Here is an 18,490-nt window from a genome sequence, read left to right as displayed (position 1 = left end):
TACTCCGTCTCCGCTACGTGGGACGGGCGGTCCGCGGACGGGGGCTACCTGCCCAACGGCCCGTACACGTGGACGCTGACGGCGAGCCGCCGCGCGGCAGGCGGCAGTTCGACGACACTCCCTGGGCCGTTGCCGTGCTCGGGCCACCGGCCCCGTCGCACCGGACCGCCGTGGTGAGGATGGCACCGGTCCGGGCCGGGGGCGACCGCACTCGCCACGCCTCTGTGCGCGTGCACAACGGGCGGCCTTCCGCACGGGGCACCCGCAGCGTTTCGGCCGGTGACCGTGGACGCGCGGCCCGCCCGCTGCTGGTCTGTGGCCCCACAGAGACACAGACCCACAGAGACACAGGGCAGGCACAGGCAGGCCAGGCAGGACCAGGACAGACAGACGCAGGCGGGCACCACCGGCCATGACCGGCCGCCGGACCCCTGCGCCTCACGAACCGGCGTGATCGACGCGTCGGTTCCCAGACAAGGCGGAAGGAGGAGGACGCATGGCAACGCTCGAGATCCGCGCACTGTCCGTGGGCTACGGCCCGGTACGGTCCCTGCGCGACGTCTCCCTCGATGTGCCGGCCGGCGCGATCACCGCCGTACTCGGCGGCAACGGGGCCGGGAAGACCACGCTGCTGCGGGCCATCTCGCGGACCCTCGGCTTCCACCGCGGGACGGGTACGGGCACCGTCCGCTTCGACGGCCGTCCCCTGGACGGGCTGCGCGCCGCCCAGGTGGTGGCCGCCGGAGTGGTTCAGGTGCCGGAAGGCCGACAGGTGTTCGCCCGCATGACGGTGGCCGACAACCTGCGGGCGGGCGCCCTCGGAGCCCGCGGCGGCCGCAAGGCGTCGGCGGCCGCGCTGACCCGCGTACACGAGCTGTTCCCGGTACTGGCCCAGCGCGCGCACCAGCGCGCCGGGCTGCTGTCGGGCGGCGAGCAGCAGATGCTCGCCATGGGGAGGGCATTGATGGCAGGGCCCCGCCTGCTGCTGCTCGACGAACCCTCGCTCGGGCTCGCCCCGTTGATGGCGCAGCGCATCGCCGAGACGGTGCAGGAGATCAACGCGGCGGGGACCTCGGTCCTGCTCGTCGAGCAGAACGCGGCGATCGCCCTGCGGCTCGCCTCGACGGCGTACGTCCTGGAGGTCGGCGAGGTCACCCTTCAGGGGCCGGCCGACGAACTCGCCGCCTCCGACGAGGTGCGCCGCCGCTACCTGGGCGTCGTCGACGAGACGGCCGCCGAGGACGCGGACCGGGCCTCCGGAGCCGTACGGACCCTGAGCAGGTGGTCCGCGTGACCGTGGTGCAGGAAACAGCTCCGGCCGCACTCGCCGTCCGCGACGTCACCGTTCGCTTCGCCGGGCTCACCGCGCTCGACGGCATCTCCTTCACCGTGGAGCCGGGCAGCGTGCACGCCGTCATCGGCCCCAACGGGGCGGGGAAGTCCACCTGCTTCAACGTGTTGTCCGGGGTGTACCGGGCGGCTTCCGGCACCGTCCACCTCGGGACGACGGAGCTCACCGGACTCGCCCCGCACAGGATCGCCCGACTCGGCGTCGCCCGCACCTTCCAGAACATCGCGCTCCCGCCGCACGCCACCGTCGCCGACAGCCTGCTGCTCGGCCGGCACCGGCTCACCCGCGCCGGGTTCCTCGCCAGCGGACTGCGCCTGCCGTCCGCCGCCCGCGAGGCCCGCCGCCATCTGGAACGGGTCCGCGAGATCGCCGAGTTCATTGGACTGGAAAAGGAGTTGGACCGGCCTGCCGGGGCGCTCCCGTACGGGCAGCAGAAGCTCGTCGAGCTCGGCCGCGCGCTGTGCATGGAGCCGCAGGTACTCCTCCTGGACGAACCCGTCGCCGGGATGACCGCCGACGAACGGCGGCGCACCGCGGCGGTCGTGGCCGGGGTACGGGACAGCCTCGGCATCTCGATCGTGCTCGTCGAACACGACATGGGAGTGGTGATGCGGCTCGCGGACGCCGTGACCGTACTCGACTTCGGACGCAGGATCTCCGGCGGCACCCCCGCCGAGGTCCAGAACGATCCGGCCGTCGTCCAGGCCTACTTGGGGGCACAGGAATGACCACCTTCATCGAACTCCTCCTCGGCGGCCTCTCCATCGGCTCGGTCTACGCACTGATCGCGCTCGGCTTCGTCGTCATCTTCAAGGCCACCGAGGTCGTCAACTTCGCCCACGCCTCCCTGCTGCTCGCGGGCGGTTACGTGACGGCCGTTCTCCACGACGACATCGGCTTCTGGCCGGCGCTCGCCGTCGGCATCGCGGGCGCGGCCGTCGTCGGATCGGCCGTCGAGTTCCTGGTGATGCGCCGCTACCGGGGCAGCGACCACAGCGTCCTGGCCATCGTCACCATCGGCGTCGACATCCTCCTCACCACCGAACTCACCCGGCGCATGGGCACGGACGTCCTCGCGCTCGGCGACCCGTGGGGCGACGGCGTCGTCACCATCGGCGGCGTCACCCTCGCCGAGACCCGGATCGCCGCGTTCCTCGCCGCCGGCCTGCTCATCACGGTGTTCCTCCTCGCCTTCCGCTTCACCTCCTGGGGCGTGTCGATGCGGGCCGCCGCCGAGAACCCGCAGACCGCGGCCCTGATGGGGATCAAGCTCGGCCGGGTGTCGCTCTCCGCCTGGGCGGTGGCCGGAGCACTCGCCGCGGTGGCCGCCCTGTTCCTCACCGTCTTCCCCACCCCGGGACTGGAGCGGGCCACCTCACTGGCCGCGCTCAAGGCCTTCCCGGCCGCCATCCTCGGCGGACTCGACTCGACGACCGGCGCCCTCGCCGGGGGGCTGATCGTCGGGGTCACGGAATCGCTCGCCACCGGCTACCAGAGCGACCTGTCCTTCCTGGGCCGCGGCATAGGCGACCTCGCCCCCTATCTGGTGATGGTGCTCGTGCTGCTCCTGCGGCCCGCGGGACTCTTCGGTACGAAGGAGCTCGCCCGTGTCTGACACCACGACCACCGAGACCGCCGCGGGAACCCCGCTCACCACCCCGGGCTCCGACCTCGCCGCCCGGCTGCGCCACCCGCGTACCTACCTGTGGGCCGTCGGCTCGGTGCTGCTGCTCGCGTTCCCGTTCTACCTGGACCGCTTCTGGCTGCAGGCCGGACTCTTCGCGATGGCCGCCGCCATCGGCGCCATCGGGCTCAACCTCCTCACCGGCGCCACCGGCCAGCTCTCCATGGGGCACGCCTTCTTCCTCGCGGTGGGCGCGTACGGCTACTGCGTCCTGGCGGGGGAGAGCAGCACGGAGAACGGGCACGAACTCTCCGGGCTCGGCCTGCCCCCCTGGCTCGCCGCCGTGCTCGCGGTGCTTCTCGCGGGTGCCGCGGGCGGACTGTTCAGCCCCATCGCGAGCCGGCTGCGCGGCGCCTATCTCGGCATCGCCACGCTGGCGCTGATCTTCATCGGCCAGCATGTGCTGTTCAACGCCGGCTCCCTCACCGGAGGCTTCAACGGCCGGGCCGTGCCGCCCCTCTCGCTCTTCGGCTTCGGCTTCGACGACACCGAGGTCATCGTGGCCGGGGTGCCGTTCCAGTCCTCCGAGAAGCTCTGGTACGCGGCTCTGGCCGCCCTGCTCCTGAGCGGCCTCTTCGCCCGCGGAGTGCTGCGCGGCCGGCCCGGCCGGGCGCTCAACGCCATCCGTGACCACCGCATCGCCGCAGGCGTGATGGGTGTCCCCGTGGCCCGCTACCGGGCGGGCGTCTTCGTCCTGTCCTCCATGTACGCCGGACTGGCGGGCGTCCTGCTCGCGCTGGTCTTCCAGCGGACCGTTCCCGAGTACTTCGGCATGGTCCTGTCCCTCGAATACCTCGCCATGATCGTCATCGGCGGGCTCGGCACCGTGGCGGGAGCGGTCGTCGGGGCCGCGTTCGTCTCGCTGCTGCCGCAGCTGCTCACCCACTACAGCGATTCCCTGCCCCTGGTCTCCGCCCCCGGCACGGGCGGTCTGGCTCCGGGCGAGGCATCGCGCTATCTGTACGGCGCCGCGGTGGTCGCGGCTGTTCTGTTCCTGCCCGGCGGCCTGACACGTCTGATGAAGAATTCAGGGGAGAAGAAATGAAACTGCGTGTGCTCGGGGCCGTGTGCGCGGCCCTCACCCTCACCCTCGTGGGCTGCAGCGAGAAGGCCAAGTCCTCCGACGGGGGAGCCGAGGACAAGGCCGGTGTGAAGACCGGCGAGGGCGTCACCGACTCGACGATCTCGCTGGGCGCGCTCACCGACATGACCGGGGTCTACGCCTCGCTCGGCAAGAGCGTCACCCAGGCCCAGCAGCTCTGGGCCAAGCAGACCAACGCCGCGGGCGGCATCTGCGAGCGCAAGGTCGAACTGACCGTGCGCGACCACGGCTACGACCCGCAGAAGGCCATCGCCGGTTACACCGAACTGGAGCCGAAGGTGCTGGGCTTCGTCCAGTTCATCGGTTCGCCGTTCGTCGCGGCCGTCGAGCAGCGCATCGACGGCCAGGACAAGGGACTCGTCCTGCCGCAGGCCTGGTCGGCGAATCTCCTCGGCAGCAAGTACGTACGCGTCATCGGCGCCACGTACGACGTCGAGACGATCAACGCGATCGACTACCTGCTCACCGAGAAGCGCATCGCCAAGGGCGACAAGATCGGTCATGTCTACTTCGAGGGCGACTACGGCGAGAACGCCCTGGCCGGTTCGAAGTACGCGGCGAAGGAGGCGGGTCTCACCGTCGTCGAGCAGAAGATCAAGCCGACCGACAACGACATGACCGCGCAGGTCGCGGCTCTCAAGCAGGCCGGCGTCAAGGCCGTCGTCATCAGCGCGGGCCCGCGTCAGGCGGCCTCGTTGGTCGGTGTCGCGGCCGCGACCGGCTTCAAGGTCCCGGTCGTCGGCAACAACTCGGCGTTCGCCCCCCAGCTGCTGAAGACGCAGGCGGGTCCGGCCCTGGAGGCAGACTTCTACGTCGCCGCCTCCACCCTGCCGATCGGCGACCCGGGCGCCGGCCCGGCGAAGCTCGCCAAGGAGTACGGCACCGAGTACCCGAAGGACGGCCTCGACAACGGCGTCATCGCGGGTTACAACGCGGCGAGCCTGTTCGGCGAGGCGCTGAAGAAGGCCTGCGCCTCGAAGGACCTCACCCGTGAGGGCATTGACAAGGCCCTGCTGACCATCACGGACTTCGGCGGCGACTTCGGGATGCCGCACAACTTCTCCGACCCGGCGGCGCCCTCCACCCGGGAGAGCGTGATCATGAAGCCGGACGCCAAGACCCCCGGCGGCCTCAAGGTCGTCAGGCCCGCACAGGCGGCAGCGGCGGCGAAGTCCTACACGCTGAAGTAGACGGCAGCGGCACAAGGCCCTCGGGGCGGCACGCGTGATGCGTACCGCCCCGGGGGTGTGTCCGGGATCAGTTGGTGTAGGCCTCCAGTTCCGAGAGCTGAGCGGCCGGCCAGCCCGTGTTGCCGGTGACCGTCAGCCGCAGATAGCGGGACGGTGTGCCGGGGAGGGTGACGGTCGCCTGATTCCCGCTCGACGGATCGAAGGTGTAACCCGCCGATGCCTTCAGCGAATTGAAGCTGCCGTTGTCGGTGCTGCCCGACACGCTCAGGGTCTGCGTGCGGGTGGACCAGGCAGCCGCCGGGGGCAGTTTCAGGACCAGGCGCTTGACCGCCTTGGCTGCGCCCAGGTCCACGGTGATGGTCTGCGGGAAGGCGTGGTTGGTGCTCTCCCAGTAGGTGTTCGCGTTGCCGTCGACGGCGTTGGACGCGCCGTACACGTCCGCGTGGCCGGACTCGGTGACGTTACGGCCCCGGGCGAGGTTTCCCGTCTCGGCCGGCGGGTCGGTGGGCGGGTCGGTGGGGTCCGTCGGGCCGCTGCCGCCGCCCGGAACCCCGCCGTTGGTCCACACCGGGGCCGGCCAGGTGCCCGTGCAGGCCGGCGGATCGGCGTACCAGCCGGAGTTCCCGGTGCCCCGGGTGATCTGGAAGCCGCTGCCCACGCAGTTGTGGATCGGGTTGGGCTGGGCGATGTGCGTCGCCACGACATCGGTGAAGGTGGCGGTACCCGGTGCCTGGACCTGAAGGGCGTAGGTGCCCGCGCCGTCGATTCGGATGTTGTCGAAGTGCAGCCCGTTCGTCGCACCCTCGATGAGGTGGATCGCGGCGTAGGAGCTGTCCAGGATCTCGGTGTCGGAGATGTTGATCGTGGCGTTGATCGGCTCGTTGAGCCCGCTGAACCAGATCGCGCCGACGCCGAACTGCCAGTTGTAGTCGTTGTTGCCGGTACGGATCAGGGTGTTGCGGGCCGCCGTGGTGGTGCCGGAGACGGCCGTGCCCCGACCCGAGTTGACGCCCGGGTAGCGGTTGGCGATATGCAGCCCGCCGCCGTTGGTGATGGTGTCCGACATGACGTTGTCGGAAATGGTGATGTCCTTGCCGCCGTACGTGACGATGTTGTTGGCCAGGATCGGCAGGACCACGGTGTTGAACGTGAACTTGTTCTTCACGTTCGCGACGTTCTCCGCCCACATCGCCAGACCGTCGTCACCGGTGTTGCGGACGAAGGTGTTGGTGACCGTGGAGTTGGTGACGCCGTAGTGGAAGTTCACGCCGTCCGCGGTCTGGTCCAGGATGCGGCTGTTCTTGATGGTGAAGTTGTCCATCGGGCCGTCCATCCAGGCACCGCACTTGGTGTGCTGCATCCAGACGTTGTCGACGGTCGAGTTCGACAGGGCGCCGCCGATGGCGTTGACCTGGTCGTTGTCCACCCGCTCCCGGATGTCGCCGATGATGGCGAAGTCCTTGAGCGTGACGTTGCTGCTGCCTCCCTCCCCGGCGTACTTGCCGTAGACGCCGACGCCCTTGCTCCGGTCCGAGGGGTCGCGCCCGGTCAGGACGGAGTACCAGGGGCCTGCGCCGCGCAGCGTCACCTTGTCCACGACGATGTGGTCGCGGACCTGGAAGGTGCCCTGCGGGATGTACACCTCCTTGCCCTGCGCCCTGCCCGCGTCCACGGCCGCCTGGATCTTGGCGGTCGAGTCCGCGGCCCCGGTCGGGTCGGCGCCGAAGCCGGCGACGACGTCGAGGGCGCCCGAGGGCTTGGCGATGGGCGCGGCCACCTGTTCGAAGTCCGCCAGGTCGATGGTGAACGACGGTGAGGCGGCGGTGGACGAGACCTGCAACCTGACCTTCGTACCGGCCGCGAGTGTCGACCCGAACATGGTGCGGGCCTCGTCGTAGAAGTGGTGCGGGTTGGTGTCGCCCGGGTTGTTGTTGAACGGGTAGCCGCCGTAGTACCAGCCGTACTTCGAGGTGACCGGCACCGCCTTGGGGGAGGCGCCGTCCACCCGCACGTCGATCGAGGCGTCCCGGCCCGATCCCGCGGCGTTGTCCGGCAGCGAGTACCGGAAGGACATGGCGTTCGCGGGTGCGGTGAGTGTGAACTCCACGTACTCACCGACCGCGTCCAGCGTCACGGCCTGCCGGCCCGAGGCTTCCGAGGGCAGCGTGCCGTACAGGCGGTTCGGGCCGATCAGCGTGCCGTTGGTGGCGGCGTACTCGGCTTCCTGCTCCTTGAATGGAACGGTCGCACCGCGGCCGGGGACCGCCACGGGGGAGGGGGCGGGCACGCCCGCCGCCTGGGCGGCGGGCGCGCTGGACAGGACCACGGCGGCGGCGGTGCCGAACGCGGCGAGTGCCAGGGAGACGGAGGCGGATATGGACCGCCTGAGTAGGAGATTTCGGGGTGGTGACGTCACGTCGATGTCGTCCTTGCGGCTCGTGGGGGCTCTTCGGACGCCCACAGGCTAGAAGTACCGGTGCAAGCAAGTCCACGGCGCTGCGCAAGAAACTGCTCTCACCGCTAAATTCCGTGACGCTAACCTGTCAGTAATGCGTGCAGTGCGGGGATTGGGCGGGAAATCGGCGCTACGGTGCGCTCGCTCGACGCAAGCGATTGCGAGGCCCGGGGTGCGGGACAGGGTGACGGCGAGGGGTGTCCGGGGGCCCGCGGGTGCGGGCGGGGCTGCGCGGGCAGTGTTCAGCGACCGCACCGTGGGGGTGTAGGAGGAGATCACGCGGTCCAGCAGGGTGCGCGAGCCGTCGCGGTGCCCCGCCGCATGAACGGGCAGCAGCGCGAGGGACCCGGTCGGCACCCACCAGACCCGGGGCTGCCCCGGCCCGTCGTGCGTGGCGTGCGGGTCTGCCAGCGCCTCGTCGAGGTCCGACGGCGGCGCGGAAGTCGTCGACGGCGCGGTCGAGGACGGCGAGGTCGTGGGACACGGCGTACTCCGCAGCCGTTCCCCGCCCCGGCCCGCCCGTTCGGCGGCCCCCGCCGGGTCGTCGTCCGGGTCGGCCCGCTGCCGGGACCGCTGGGCGCCATGTGCACGAGGGAGGCGGCACCGGCCTCCGGCATCCGCCCGCACCCCCTCCGGGCCGACCGCGGTCCCGGACCGGCCCTCCGGCACCGTACCGTCGGCTCCGGCAGGGCAGGGGCGGAGTTGCCGTACGGGTGAGCGGTGCGGAACGGCGGACGGCACGACGACCCGGCACGCGCACGAGGGCCCGGATGCTGGGGAGCATCCGGGCCCTCGTTCTTGCTGTGCTGTGTGTACGCGTGCGGGTTACGGCAGCTGTGCCGCTCGTGCCTCGCGCCGGTTGTCACGGAAGGTGTTCACCCGGCGGGCTGTCGCGAAGAGCGGGATGACCGCACCCAGGACCACCTGGAGCGCACAGCCGGTCTGGAGCAGCAGCTGACCACCGGGAGCGTCGAACGCCCACGCGGCCAGGAGCCCCATCGCGGCCACGATCCAGCCGAGCATCGCCACCGCGAGCACGCCCCGCGGTTTCGGGTACTCGACCCGGCTGACCATGAGCCACGCCACTCCGACGATCGCGAGCAGGGTGGGCGGGAAGGGCAGCTCCAGGAGCACGATCGAGATGACCGTGAGCGCTCCGAAGGGGCTCGGCATGCCCTGGAACATGCCGTCCTTCATGGTCACGCAGGAGAATCTCGCAAGCCTGAGCACCACCGCCAGCAGCACCACGATCGCCGCGAGGGCCGAGACCCGCTGGTGCGCGTCGTCCGCGACCATCCCGTACACGAGGACGAAGTACGCCGGGGCGAGCCCGAAGCTGACCAGGTCCGAGAGGTTGTCCAGCTCGGCGCCCATCGGCGAGGAACGCAGCTTGCGGGCCACGAGCCCGTCGAACAGGTCGAAGATCGCCGCCATGAGCATGAGGATCACGGCGGTGGCGGCGGAATGCCGGGCCATGCCGCTCTCGTCGCTGCCCGTGAGGTGGGGAATGAGGATTCCCGTGGTGGTGAAGTACACCGCCATGAATCCACACGTGGCGTTACCGAGCGTGAGGGTGTCCGCTATCGACAGCCGCATGGAGAGCGGCATGTCCTCGACGTCGTCCTCGACCTCGGCCTCCGGCACCCAGCCGGCCTGCGTGTCCGGATCAATCACGGTCAATGCGAGTCACCCCCGCGGTGGTGGCCTGACCGACCTCGACCGCGACATCGATACCTTCCGGAAGGTAGATGTCGACCCGTGAGCCGAAGCGGATCAGGCCGATGCGCTCGCCCTGCTCCAGCTTCGTGCCCTGCGGGACGTACGGGACGATGCGGCGGGCGACCGCACCCGCGATCTGCACCATCTCGATGTCACCGAGCTCGGTGTCGAAGTGCCAGACAACGCGCTCGTTGTTCTCGCTCTCCTTGTTGAACGCCGGGACGAACCCACCGGGGATGTGCTCGACCGATGTCACCGTGCCGGCCAGCGGTGCGCGGTTGACGTGCACGTTCAGCGGGCTCATGAAGATCGCGACGCGGGTGCGCCCGTCCTTCCACGGCATGATGCTCTGCACCACGCCGTCGGCCGGTGAGATGACGCGCCCCTGGGTGATCTCGCGCTCGGGGTCGCGGAAGAACCACAGCATGCCCGCCGCGAGCGCGGTGGTGGGCACGGCCACGGCCGCCCAGCGCCCGGACTTGCGGGCCCGGGTCAGGCTGAGTGCGGCGGTGGCGACGGTCGGCAGGAGCCACGGCGAAGCTCCGCGTGCGAGGCGGACTCCGCCGCGTGGTGCAGAGGTATGGCTGTCGGGCATGGATGACCTTCGTAGCGGATGATGCCGCGCTGGCAACGGGGGACGGCGGCTTTTCCGGCGATGTTATCGGTTGCGGACCGCAACTGGGCAAGCCAGCAGCCGAGTCGGACGTCTGGAAGGCACCGGATGAGGATGACAGGGTGTGATCTTCTTCGCGGTTAAATCACCACGAAAGGGACAATCAACCCTGGAAACGGTACTCCTCGAGGAGTCGGCGCCCGATGATCATTTTCTGGATCTCGGCGGTACCTTCACCGATCAGCAGCATCGGGGCCTCCCGGTAGAGGCGCTCGATCTCGTACTCCTTGGAGAAGCCGTAACCGCCGTGGATACGGAAGGCGTCCTCGACGACTTCCTTGCAGTACTCGGAGGCGAGGTACTTCGCCATCCCTGCCTCCAGGTCGTTTCGCTCCCCGGAGTCCTTTTTGCGCGCTGCATTTACCATCATCGCATGCGCTGCCTCGACCTTGGTGGCCATTTCGGCCAGCTTGAACTGGATCGCCTGGTGCTCGGCGATCGGCTTTCCGAAGGTGTGGCGCTGTTGCGCGTAGGAAACGCCCAGTTCGAACGCACGCTGTGCGACGCCGCAGCCACGCGCAGCCACATTGACGCGGCCGACCTCGACACCGTCCATCATTTGGTAAAACCCTCGGCCCGTGGTGCCGCCCAGGACCCGATTGGCCGGAATGCGCAGTCCGTCCATGATGAGCTCGGTGGTGTCGACGCCCTTGTAGCCCATCTTGTCGATCTTCCCCGGGATGGTGAGACCGGGCCGGACCTCGCCGAATCCGGGCTCCTTCTCCACCAGGAAGGTCGTCATCGACTTGTGCGGCGGGGTGCCCTCGGGGTGGCCTTCGTCACTCCGGCACAGAACGGCGACGAGCGAGGACGTGCCGCCGTTCGTCAGCCACATCTTCTGGCCGGTCAGGACGTACTCCTCGCCGTCCCTGACGCCCTTGGAGCTGATCGCCGCGACGTCGGAGCCCAGCGCCGGCTCGGACATCGAGAAGGCCCCGCGGACCTCGCCCAGCGCCATCCGGGGCAGGAAGGTGTCCTTCTGCTCCTGGGTGCCGTGCTGCTTGAGCATGTACGCCACGATGAAGTGCGTGTTGATGATTCCCGACACGCTCATCCAGCCGCGGGCGATTTCCTCCACGCACAGCGCGTATGTGAGAAGCGACTCACCCAGGCCCCCGTACTCCTCGGGGATCATCAGCCCGAACAGGCCGAGTTCCTTGAGCCCCTCGACGATCTCGTACGGGTACTCGTCGCGGTGCTCCAGCTGGGTCGCGACCGGAATGATCTCCTTGTCGACGAAATTCCGCACCGTGGAGAGGATTTCCTGCTGGACGTCGTTGAGACCGGCCGTCTGGGCGAGTCGCGTCATGGTTACTTCTCCACGTTCTTCTGCGAAGGCGAAGGCTGGTTCAGCTCCGGGCGGCCCGGCTGCTCGCCGCCCCGCTCCTTGATGTACGTCTCGGTGGGGACCATGACCTTGCGGCGGAACACGCAGACCAGCGTGCCGTCCTGCTTGTAGCCCTTGGTCTCCACATAAACGATTCCGCGGTCGCTCTTGGACTTTGACGGGGTCTTGTCCAGAACGGTGGTCTCGCCGTAGATCGTGTCGCCGTGGAAGGTCGGCGCCACGTGCTTCAGCGACTCGACCTCCAGGTTGGCGATCGCCTTTCCGGAGACGTCCGGGACCGACATGCCGAGCAGCAGCGAGTAGATGTAGTTGCCGACGACCACGTTCTTGCCGAAGTCGGTCGTCTTCCCGGCGTAGTTGCTGTCCATGTGCAGCGGGTGGTGATTCATGGTCAGCAGGCAGAAGAGGTGGTCGTCGTATTCGGTGACGGTCTTTCCGGGCCAGTGCTTGTAGACCGCACCGACCTCGAATTCCTCGTACGTGCGTCCGAACTGCATGATCAGGCCTCCGGGGCTTCGAACTTGGAGGTGCGCTGCATGCCGGCAGCCCGGCCCTTGCCCGCGACGACCAGGGCCATCTTGCGGCTGGCCTCGTCGATCATCTCGTCGCCGAGCATCGCGGAGCCCTTCTTGCCGCCCTCCTCGGAGGTGCACCAGTCGTAGGCGTCCAGGATCAGCTCGGCGTGGTCGTAGTCCTCCTGGGAGGGCGAGAACACCTCGTTGGCCGCGTCCACCTGCCCGGGGTGCAGCACCCACTTGCCGTCGAAGCCGAGCGCGGCGGCACGGCCGGCGACCTCGCGGTAGGCGTCCACGTCGCGGATCTGGAGGAACGGGCCGTCGATCGCCTGGAGATCGTGTGTGCGGGCCGCCATCAGGATGCGCATCAGGATGTAGTGGTACGCGTCCGCCGGGTAGCCGGGCGGCTGCTGGCCGACGACCAGGGTCTTCATGTTGATCGACGCCATGAAGTCGGCCGGGCCGAAGATCAGGGTCTCCAGGCGCGGTGAGGCAGCGGCGATGTCGTCGATGTTGACGAGGCCCTTGGCGTTCTCGATCTGCGCCTCGATGCCGATCTTCCCGACCTCGAAGCCCATCGTCTTCTCGATCTGGGTGAGCAGCAGGTCGAGCGCGACGACCTGCTGGGCGTCCTGGACCTTCGGCAGCATGATGCAGTCGAGATTCGGGCCCGCGCCCTCGACGACCGTGATGACGTCGCGGTACGTCCAGTGGGTCGTCCAGTCGTTGACCCGCACGACCCGGGTCTTGCCCGTCCAGTCGCCGTTGTTCAGCGCGTCGACGATGTGGTGCCGGGCGCCCTCCTTGGCGAGCGGCGCGCAGGCGTCCTCCAGGTCCAGGAAGACCTGGTCGGCCGGGAGGCCCTGGGCCTTCTCCAGGAACCGCGGGTTCGAGCCCGGCACGGCCAGGCAGGAGCGGCGCGGGCGCAGCCGGTTCACGGGAGCGGTGGGCACGGTCATGCGGGGACCTCCAGAGGGTCGAGCTTGTTCGCTTTCCGGATCTCGTCGACGATACGGCCGATGATCTCCGTGATGCCGAAGTCCTTCGGGGTGAATACGGCGGCGACACCGGCCTTGATCAGGGCTGCGGCGTCGGCGGGGGGAATGATCCCGCCCGCGATCACCGGAATGTCGCCGGCTCCGGTGCGGCGCAGCCGGTTCAGTACGTCCGGCACCAGCTCGGCGTGCGAGCCGGACAGGATCGACAGGCCGACGCAGTGCACGTCCTCGGCGACGGCGGCCGAGACGATCTGTTCGGGCGTCAGGCGGATGCCCTGGTAGACGACCTCGAAGCCGGCGTCGCGGGCGCGCACGGCGATCTGCTCGGCGCCGTTGGAGTGCCCGTCCAGGCCCGGTTTGCCGACCAGCAGGCGCAGCCGGCCGGCCCCCAGATCCTCTGCCGTCCGGGCCGTCTTCTCGCGTACGAGGGCGAGCGGCGTGCCCGCCTCGGCGGTGACGGCGACCGGAGCGGAGGACACACCGGTCGGCGCGCGGAACTCGCCGAAGACGTCGCGCAGGGCCCAGGACCACTCGCCGGTGGTGACGCCCGCCCGGGCGCACTCGACGGTCGCCTCCATCAGGTTCTCGGTGCCGGCGGCGGCCTTCTTCAGCGCGGCCAGCGCCTCGGTGGCGCGTGGCTCGTCGCGGTTGTCGCGCCACTCGTGGAGCGCGGCGACGACCCTCGCCTCGTTCGCCGGGTCGACCGTCATGATCGCCCCGTCGAGGTCGGCGGTGAGCGGGCTCGGCTCCGTCGTGCCGTAGATGTTGACGCCGACGATCTTCTCCTCGCCGCCCTCGATCCGGGCGCGGCGGGCGGCGTGCGAGGAGACCAGCTCGGACTTCAGATAACCGGACTCGACGGCCGCCATGGCGCCGCCCATCTGCTCGATCCGGTCCATCTCGGCGAGCGACTCCGTGACCAGCTCGTCCACCTTGGCCTCGATGACGTGCGAACCGGCGAAGATGTCCTCGTACTCCAGCAGGTCGCTCTCGTGGGCGAGGACCTGCTGGATGCGCAGCGACCACTGCTGGTCCCAGGGCCGGGGGAGCCCCAGCGCCTCGTTCCAGGCGGGCAGCTGTACGGCGCGGGCGCGGGCGTCCTTGGAGAGGGTGACGGCCAGCATCTCCAGCACGATGCGCTGGACGTTGTTCTCCGGCTGCGCCTCGGTCAGACCGAGGGAGTTGACCTGGACGCCGTAGCGGAAGCGGCGCTGCTTGGCGTCCGTGATGCCGTAGCGCTCGCGGGTGACCCGGTCCCAGATGCGGCCGAAGGCGCGCATCTTGCACATCTCCTCGATGAAGCGGACGCCCGCGTTCACGAAGAAGGAGATCCGGGCGACCACATCGCCGAACTTCTCCTCGGGCACCTGCCCCGAGGCACGGACCGCGTCGAGCACGGCGATCGCCGTGGACATGGCGTACGCGATCTCCTGGACCGGGGTGGCCCCGGCCTCCTGCAGGTGGTAGCTGCAGATGTTGATCGGGTTCCACTTCGGTATGCGGTTGACCGTGTACGTGATCATGTCGGTGGTCAGCCGCAGCGAGGGCCCCGGCGGGAAGACGTGCGTCCCGCGCGAGAGGTACTCCTTGACGATGTCGTTCTGCGTGGTGCCCTGGAGCTTCCCGGGATCCGCGCCCTGCTCCTCGGCGACGACCTGGTAGAGCGCCAGCAGCCACATCGCGGTGGCGTTGATCGTCATCGAGGTGTTCATCTGCTCCAGGGGTATGTCCTGGAACAGCCGGCGCATGTCGCCGAGGTGCGAGACCGGCACGCCGACCCGGCCGACCTCGCCGCGGGCGAGGACGTGGTCGGGGTCGTAGCCGGTCTGGGTCGGCAGGTCGAACGCGACGGACAGACCGGTCTGGCCCTTGGCGAGGTTGCGCCGGTAGAGCTCGTTGGACGCCTCGGCGGTCGAGTGACCGGCGTACGTCCGCATGAGCCAGGGGCGGTCCTTCTGACGGCCGTCCATGTCAGATGTTCCTGAATCGGTTGATCGCGTCGATGTGCTGCTCGCGCAGCTCCCCGTCGCGCACGCCGAGTCCTTCGCGCGGGGCGAGCGCGAGGACGCCGACCTTGCCCTGGTGGAGGTTGCGGTGCACGTCGTACGCGGCCTGGCCGGTGTCCTCCAGGGAGTACACCTTCGACAGCGTCGGGTGGATCTTCCCCTTGGCGACCAGGCGGTTGGCCTCCCAGGCCTCGCGGTAGTTGGCGAAGTGGGAGCCCACGATCTTCTTGAGCGACATCCACAGGTAGCGGTTGTCGTACTCGTGGTTGTAGCCCGAGGTCGAGGCGCAGGTGACGATCGTGCCGCCCTTGCGGGTCACGTACACGCTGGCGCCGAAGGTCTCGCGGCCCGGGTGCTCGAAGACGATGTCCACGTCCTCGCCGCCGGTGAGTTCACGGATGCGCTTGCCGAAGCGCTTCCACTCGCGCGGGTCCTGGTTGTGCTCGTCCTTCCAGAACTTGTAGCCCTCGGCGTTGCGGTCGATGATCGCCTCGGCGCCCATCTTCCGGCAGATCTCCGCCTTCTGGTCGCTGGAGACCACACAGATCGGGTTGGCGCCGCCGGCCAGCGCGAACTGGGTGGCGTAGGAGCCGAGTCCGCCGCTCGCGCCCCAGATGAGGACGTTGTCGCCCTGCTTCATTCCGGCGCCGTTGCGCGAGACGAGCTGACGGTACGCGGTGGAGTTGACCAGCCCCGGTGCCGCGGCCTCCTCCCAGCTGAGGTGGTCCGGCTTCGGCATCAGTTGGTTGGACTTGACGAGTGCGATCTCTGCCAGGCCGCCGAAGTTCGTCTCGAAGCCCCAGATGCGCTGCTCGGGGTCGAGCATCGTGTCGTTGTGGCCGTCCGAGGACTCCAGCTCGACCGAGAGGCAGTGCGCGACGACCTCGTCGCCGGGCTTCCAGGCGTTGACGCCGGGGCCGGTGCGCAGGACGACGCCCGCCAGGTCGGAGCCGATGACGTGGTACGGCAGGTCGTGGCGCTTGCTGAGGTCGCTGAGCTTTCCGTACCGCTCCAGGAAGCCGAAGGTCGAGACGGGCTCGAAGATCGACGTCCACACGGAGTTGTAGTTGACCGAGCTGGCCATGACCGCCACCAGCGCCTCGCCCGGGCCGAGCTCGGGCACCGGCACGTCCTCGACGTGGAGGGACTTGCGCGGGTCCTTGTCGCGGCTGGCGACGCCGGAGAACATCTCGGCCTCGTCCTTGTGCACGGTCACCGCGCGGTACGAGTCGGGAATGGGCAGGGCCGCGAAGTCTGCGGCGGTGCTGTCCTCGGACTGGATCGCGTCCAGGATTTCCTTCACGGTGTGCCTCCGGCGGTGCGGCGTTTGAGGGAACGCTTGAGGGTCCTGCGAAGCAGGGGGAGCGGTATTGCGTGGAGGTGTGCCGTCGGTTCGGCGGATGGTGCTCGGCTGCTTGCTCTGTGGAGCAGAAGGGTTTGCCTGTGACGCAGGCGCCCGGGCGCGCAAACACGTGGTTTGCGGGGACAGCCGGCGTACGTGAGGTCTCAGCACGCCGGCCGCCCGGACGACTTCAACGTATGGCACTCCGTGACAGCTGGCAAGGCACTGGGTGCCAGCAATTTCCCTCAATTGTCATCCGGGTGCCACGCATGAGCAACACGACGGGCGTTTTGCCGCCATATGCCCCGCCATGGGTGGTCAGGAGGCGGGCCGGTAGATGTACGGAGTCGTCGTGCCCAGCGCCGTGAAACCGAGGCGCTGCAGGATCGGGCGGCTGTACTCCGTGGCGTCGACCTGGAGATACCGGTAGCCGCGCTCGGCGGCGATCCCCGCCCGGAACGCGATCAGCGCCCGGTAGATGCCCCTGCCGCGCCACGCCTCGACCGTGCCGCCGCCCCACAGCCCGGCGAAGCCGGTGCCCCGGTACAACTCCATCCGGGCCGAGCTCACCGGCTCGTCGCCCGCCATGGCCAGCACCCCGACGAAGTGGTCCGGGTCCTCCCCCAGCCGCGCCAGCACCTGGTGGCGCAGCCGGGACCCGTCCGAGCCGAACGCCTGCTCATGGGCCCGGACCATCAGCTCCACATCGGCCTCGTCACGCACCGTGCGCAGGCGGACGCCCTCCGGGAGCCGCACGGCCAGGGGCTGGTCCGCGACCGGCGCGACCAGCAGCGTCTCCGGCTCCTCGGGCACGAAGCCGGCCGCCAGCAGCCGCGCCCCGAGGTCGGCCGGCCGGTCGTGCGCGTACAGCTTCCACTCGAACTCTCCGTACCCGAGCGCCGTGCAGTGGGCCACCTGCGCGGCGATCGCCGCGTCGGCCCGTGCGGCGTCCAGGTCCGGCGAGGACCACACGACCCCGTTCCAGTCGCGGTCCGTGCCCACCTGCCGTACGACGTCCGCGGTGCGCTCGACGCGGAGGCCGGGGCCCTCGGGCCGGGCCTGCTCGCGCATCTCGCGGTCGAAGGCGGCCAGCAGTGTTGCCGCGTGTGCGGCCGGTTGATCGTTCATCCGCACACCACAGCACCGGGGCGAGGCCGCGGCAACCGCATTTCACGACCGTTGGATCCGCCGGGCCGGGGCAGACGGCAGAGATGAATGATCTTGGAAGACTCATATCAGGACAGGCGGAGCGGCGCGGATGACGGCACCGGCACGAGAGCGCGGTCGCGGGTACGGAAAGGCCTTCAGCGTGCGCAGGACCGCCTTCGGCTTCGGCGCCCTCGCCCTGCTGATCTGCGGAGGATGGCTGGCGGTGCGCACTGTCTGGGAGGGGGTGTGCAGACACCCGGCGGCCGTGGTGCCGGTCGCGGCCCTCGTCGCGGCGGGCGGCCTGCTCCTGTACCTCCGCAGCCCGCGCCGCAGGCCGCGTGGGACACGCGGTCCGCTCTCCGAAGCCGCGCACGAGCTCTTCGACCCGCCTCAGGAGCTCTTCGACCCCGCCCCCGAGCCGTTCGGCCGCCCCCACGACGAGGGCATCGCCCGCACGGCCGTCCTGGCCGGACCGGAGCCGGAACCGGCGGAGCCCGAGGAGGAGCCCCCTGGCTACGAGGCCCTGGACGCCGACGGTTTCGAGGACGCGATCGCCGCGCTCTGTGAGCGGGACGGCTGCTCCGAGGTGCAGGTCGTGGGCGGAGCGGGTGACCTGGGGGCGGACGTGATCGCGACGGTCCCGGACGGGCGGCGCCTGGTCGTCCAGTGCAAGTACTACGGCGCTGCCAACAAGGTCGGTTCCCAGGATCTTCAGCGATTCGGCGGAACCTGCTACGCCGTGCACGAGGCGGAGATCGCCGTCTGCGTCACCACCAGCGAATACACCGAACCGGCCCTGGACTACGCGGAGCACTGCGGGATCCAGTGTCTGGACGGCGAGGCGCTCGCGGCCTGGAGCGAGGGCTCCGCCCCGCCGCCGTGGCAGAGCGACGAGGGGCTCTGAAGCCTACGGGCCCGGGCCGGGCGGGGCGGGCGGCCGAGAGGAGTACGCCCGCGC

16 protein-coding genes are annotated in these 18,490 nt (G+C 69.6%); 6 read left to right on the top strand and 10 right to left on the bottom strand.

The window, feature by feature from the left end:
• The first annotated feature begins 496 nt into the window (after nucleotides 1–496).
• The 5 genes from ABTX18_RS03955 to ABTX18_RS03935 are packed head-to-tail and all read left to right on the top strand — an operon-like array spanning nucleotide 497 to nucleotide 5,327.
• Nucleotides 497–1,294, top strand: coding sequence for an ABC transporter ATP-binding protein (locus ABTX18_RS03955; RefSeq protein WP_352121135.1), 798 nt, complete (start codon nucleotides 497–499; stop codon nucleotides 1,292–1,294).
• A 2-nt stretch (nucleotides 1,295–1,296) separates the two neighbouring features.
• Nucleotides 1,297–2,079 carry an ABC transporter ATP-binding protein gene (locus ABTX18_RS03950; protein WP_352121165.1) on the top strand — a complete coding sequence of 261 codons (783 nt, stop codon included), beginning with the start codon at nucleotides 1,297–1,299 and terminating at the stop codon, nucleotides 2,077–2,079.
• Nucleotides 2,076–2,966, top strand: a complete 891-nt coding sequence (locus ABTX18_RS03945) for a branched-chain amino acid ABC transporter permease (protein ID WP_352121134.1) — start codon at nucleotides 2,076–2,078, stop codon at nucleotides 2,964–2,966. Before ABTX18_RS03950 ends, ABTX18_RS03945 begins: the two co-directional genes overlap by 4 nt.
• Nucleotides 2,959–4,080 carry a branched-chain amino acid ABC transporter permease gene (locus ABTX18_RS03940; RefSeq protein ID WP_503061084.1) on the top strand — a complete coding sequence of 374 codons (1,122 nt, stop codon included), beginning with the start codon at nucleotides 2,959–2,961 and terminating at the stop codon, nucleotides 4,078–4,080. The genes ABTX18_RS03945 and ABTX18_RS03940 overlap by 8 nt, the downstream gene beginning before the upstream one ends.
• Nucleotides 4,077–5,327 (top strand): ABC transporter substrate-binding protein, encoded by a 1,251-nt coding sequence (locus tag ABTX18_RS03935; RefSeq protein WP_352121133.1) that lies wholly within the window; start codon nucleotides 4,077–4,079, stop codon nucleotides 5,325–5,327. Before ABTX18_RS03940 ends, ABTX18_RS03935 begins: the two co-directional genes overlap by 4 nt.
• A gap of 67 nt (nucleotides 5,328–5,394) precedes the next feature.
• Here the strand turns inward: ABTX18_RS03935 and ABTX18_RS03930 are convergent, their stop codons facing one another.
• The 10 genes from ABTX18_RS03930 to ABTX18_RS03885 all read right to left on the bottom strand — a co-directional run bounded on the left by ABTX18_RS03930 (nucleotide 5,395) and on the right by ABTX18_RS03885 (nucleotide 17,511).
• Nucleotides 5,395–7,743, bottom strand: a complete 2,349-nt coding sequence (locus ABTX18_RS03930) for a discoidin domain-containing protein (RefSeq protein WP_352121132.1) — start codon at nucleotides 7,741–7,743, stop codon at nucleotides 5,395–5,397.
• Nucleotides 7,744–7,791: 48 nt separating this feature from the next.
• Nucleotides 7,792–8,409 (bottom strand): CHAT domain-containing protein, encoded by a 618-nt coding sequence (locus ABTX18_RS03925; RefSeq protein ID WP_352121163.1) that lies wholly within the window; start codon nucleotides 8,407–8,409, stop codon nucleotides 7,792–7,794.
• A 198-nt stretch (nucleotides 8,410–8,607) separates the two neighbouring features.
• Nucleotides 8,608–9,426 carry a CDP-diacylglycerol--serine O-phosphatidyltransferase gene (gene pssA, locus ABTX18_RS03920; protein WP_352121162.1) on the bottom strand — a complete coding sequence of 273 codons (819 nt, stop codon included), beginning with the start codon at nucleotides 9,424–9,426 and terminating at the stop codon, nucleotides 8,608–8,610.
• 22 nt (nucleotides 9,427–9,448) lie between these two features.
• Nucleotides 9,449–10,096 (bottom strand): phosphatidylserine decarboxylase, encoded by a 648-nt coding sequence (locus tag ABTX18_RS03915; RefSeq protein ID WP_352121131.1) that lies wholly within the window; start codon nucleotides 10,094–10,096, stop codon nucleotides 9,449–9,451.
• Between the two features lie 181 nt (nucleotides 10,097–10,277).
• Complete coding sequence (locus ABTX18_RS03910) at nucleotides 10,278–11,483, bottom strand: acyl-CoA dehydrogenase family protein (RefSeq protein WP_352121130.1); 1,206 nt, start codon at nucleotides 11,481–11,483, stop codon at nucleotides 10,278–10,280.
• A gap of 2 nt (nucleotides 11,484–11,485) precedes the next feature.
• Complete coding sequence (locus ABTX18_RS03905) at nucleotides 11,486–12,019, bottom strand: MaoC family dehydratase (RefSeq protein ID WP_352121129.1); 534 nt, start codon at nucleotides 12,017–12,019, stop codon at nucleotides 11,486–11,488.
• A gap of 2 nt (nucleotides 12,020–12,021) precedes the next feature.
• Complete coding sequence (locus tag ABTX18_RS03900) at nucleotides 12,022–12,996, bottom strand: HpcH/HpaI aldolase/citrate lyase family protein (RefSeq protein ID WP_352121128.1); 975 nt, start codon at nucleotides 12,994–12,996, stop codon at nucleotides 12,022–12,024.
• On the bottom strand, nucleotides 12,993–15,005 hold the full coding sequence (locus ABTX18_RS03895; RefSeq protein ID WP_352121127.1) for an ethylmalonyl-CoA mutase: 2,013 nt from the start codon (nucleotides 15,003–15,005) through the stop codon (nucleotides 12,993–12,995). Before ABTX18_RS03895 ends, ABTX18_RS03900 begins: the two co-directional genes overlap by 4 nt.
• Before the next feature lies 1 nt (nucleotide 15,006).
• Nucleotides 15,007–16,344: a crotonyl-CoA carboxylase/reductase gene (gene ccrA / locus ABTX18_RS03890; protein ID WP_352121126.1), complete on the bottom strand. Its 1,338-nt coding sequence runs from the start codon at nucleotides 16,342–16,344 to the stop codon at nucleotides 15,007–15,009.
• Between the two features lie 357 nt (nucleotides 16,345–16,701).
• Nucleotides 16,702–17,511: a GNAT family N-acetyltransferase gene (locus tag ABTX18_RS03885; protein ID WP_352121125.1), complete on the bottom strand. Its 810-nt coding sequence runs from the start codon at nucleotides 17,509–17,511 to the stop codon at nucleotides 16,702–16,704.
• A gap of 181 nt (nucleotides 17,512–17,692) precedes the next feature.
• Here ABTX18_RS03885 and ABTX18_RS03880 point away from each other — a divergent pair, with 181 nt between their 5' ends.
• Entirely contained in the window at nucleotides 17,693–18,436 is a 744-nt protein-coding gene (locus tag ABTX18_RS03880; protein WP_352121124.1) for a restriction endonuclease, read from the top strand.
• The last annotated feature ends 54 nt before the right edge of the window (nucleotides 18,437–18,490 follow it).

The sequence above is a fragment of the Streptomyces sp. NPDC096323 genome (genome assembly GCF_040302845.1).
Taxonomy (GTDB): domain Bacteria; phylum Actinomycetota; class Actinomycetes; order Streptomycetales; family Streptomycetaceae; genus Streptomyces.
The sequence above is the reverse complement of the archived record's forward strand: the minus strand, read 5'-3'. Positions and strand labels throughout refer to the sequence as shown.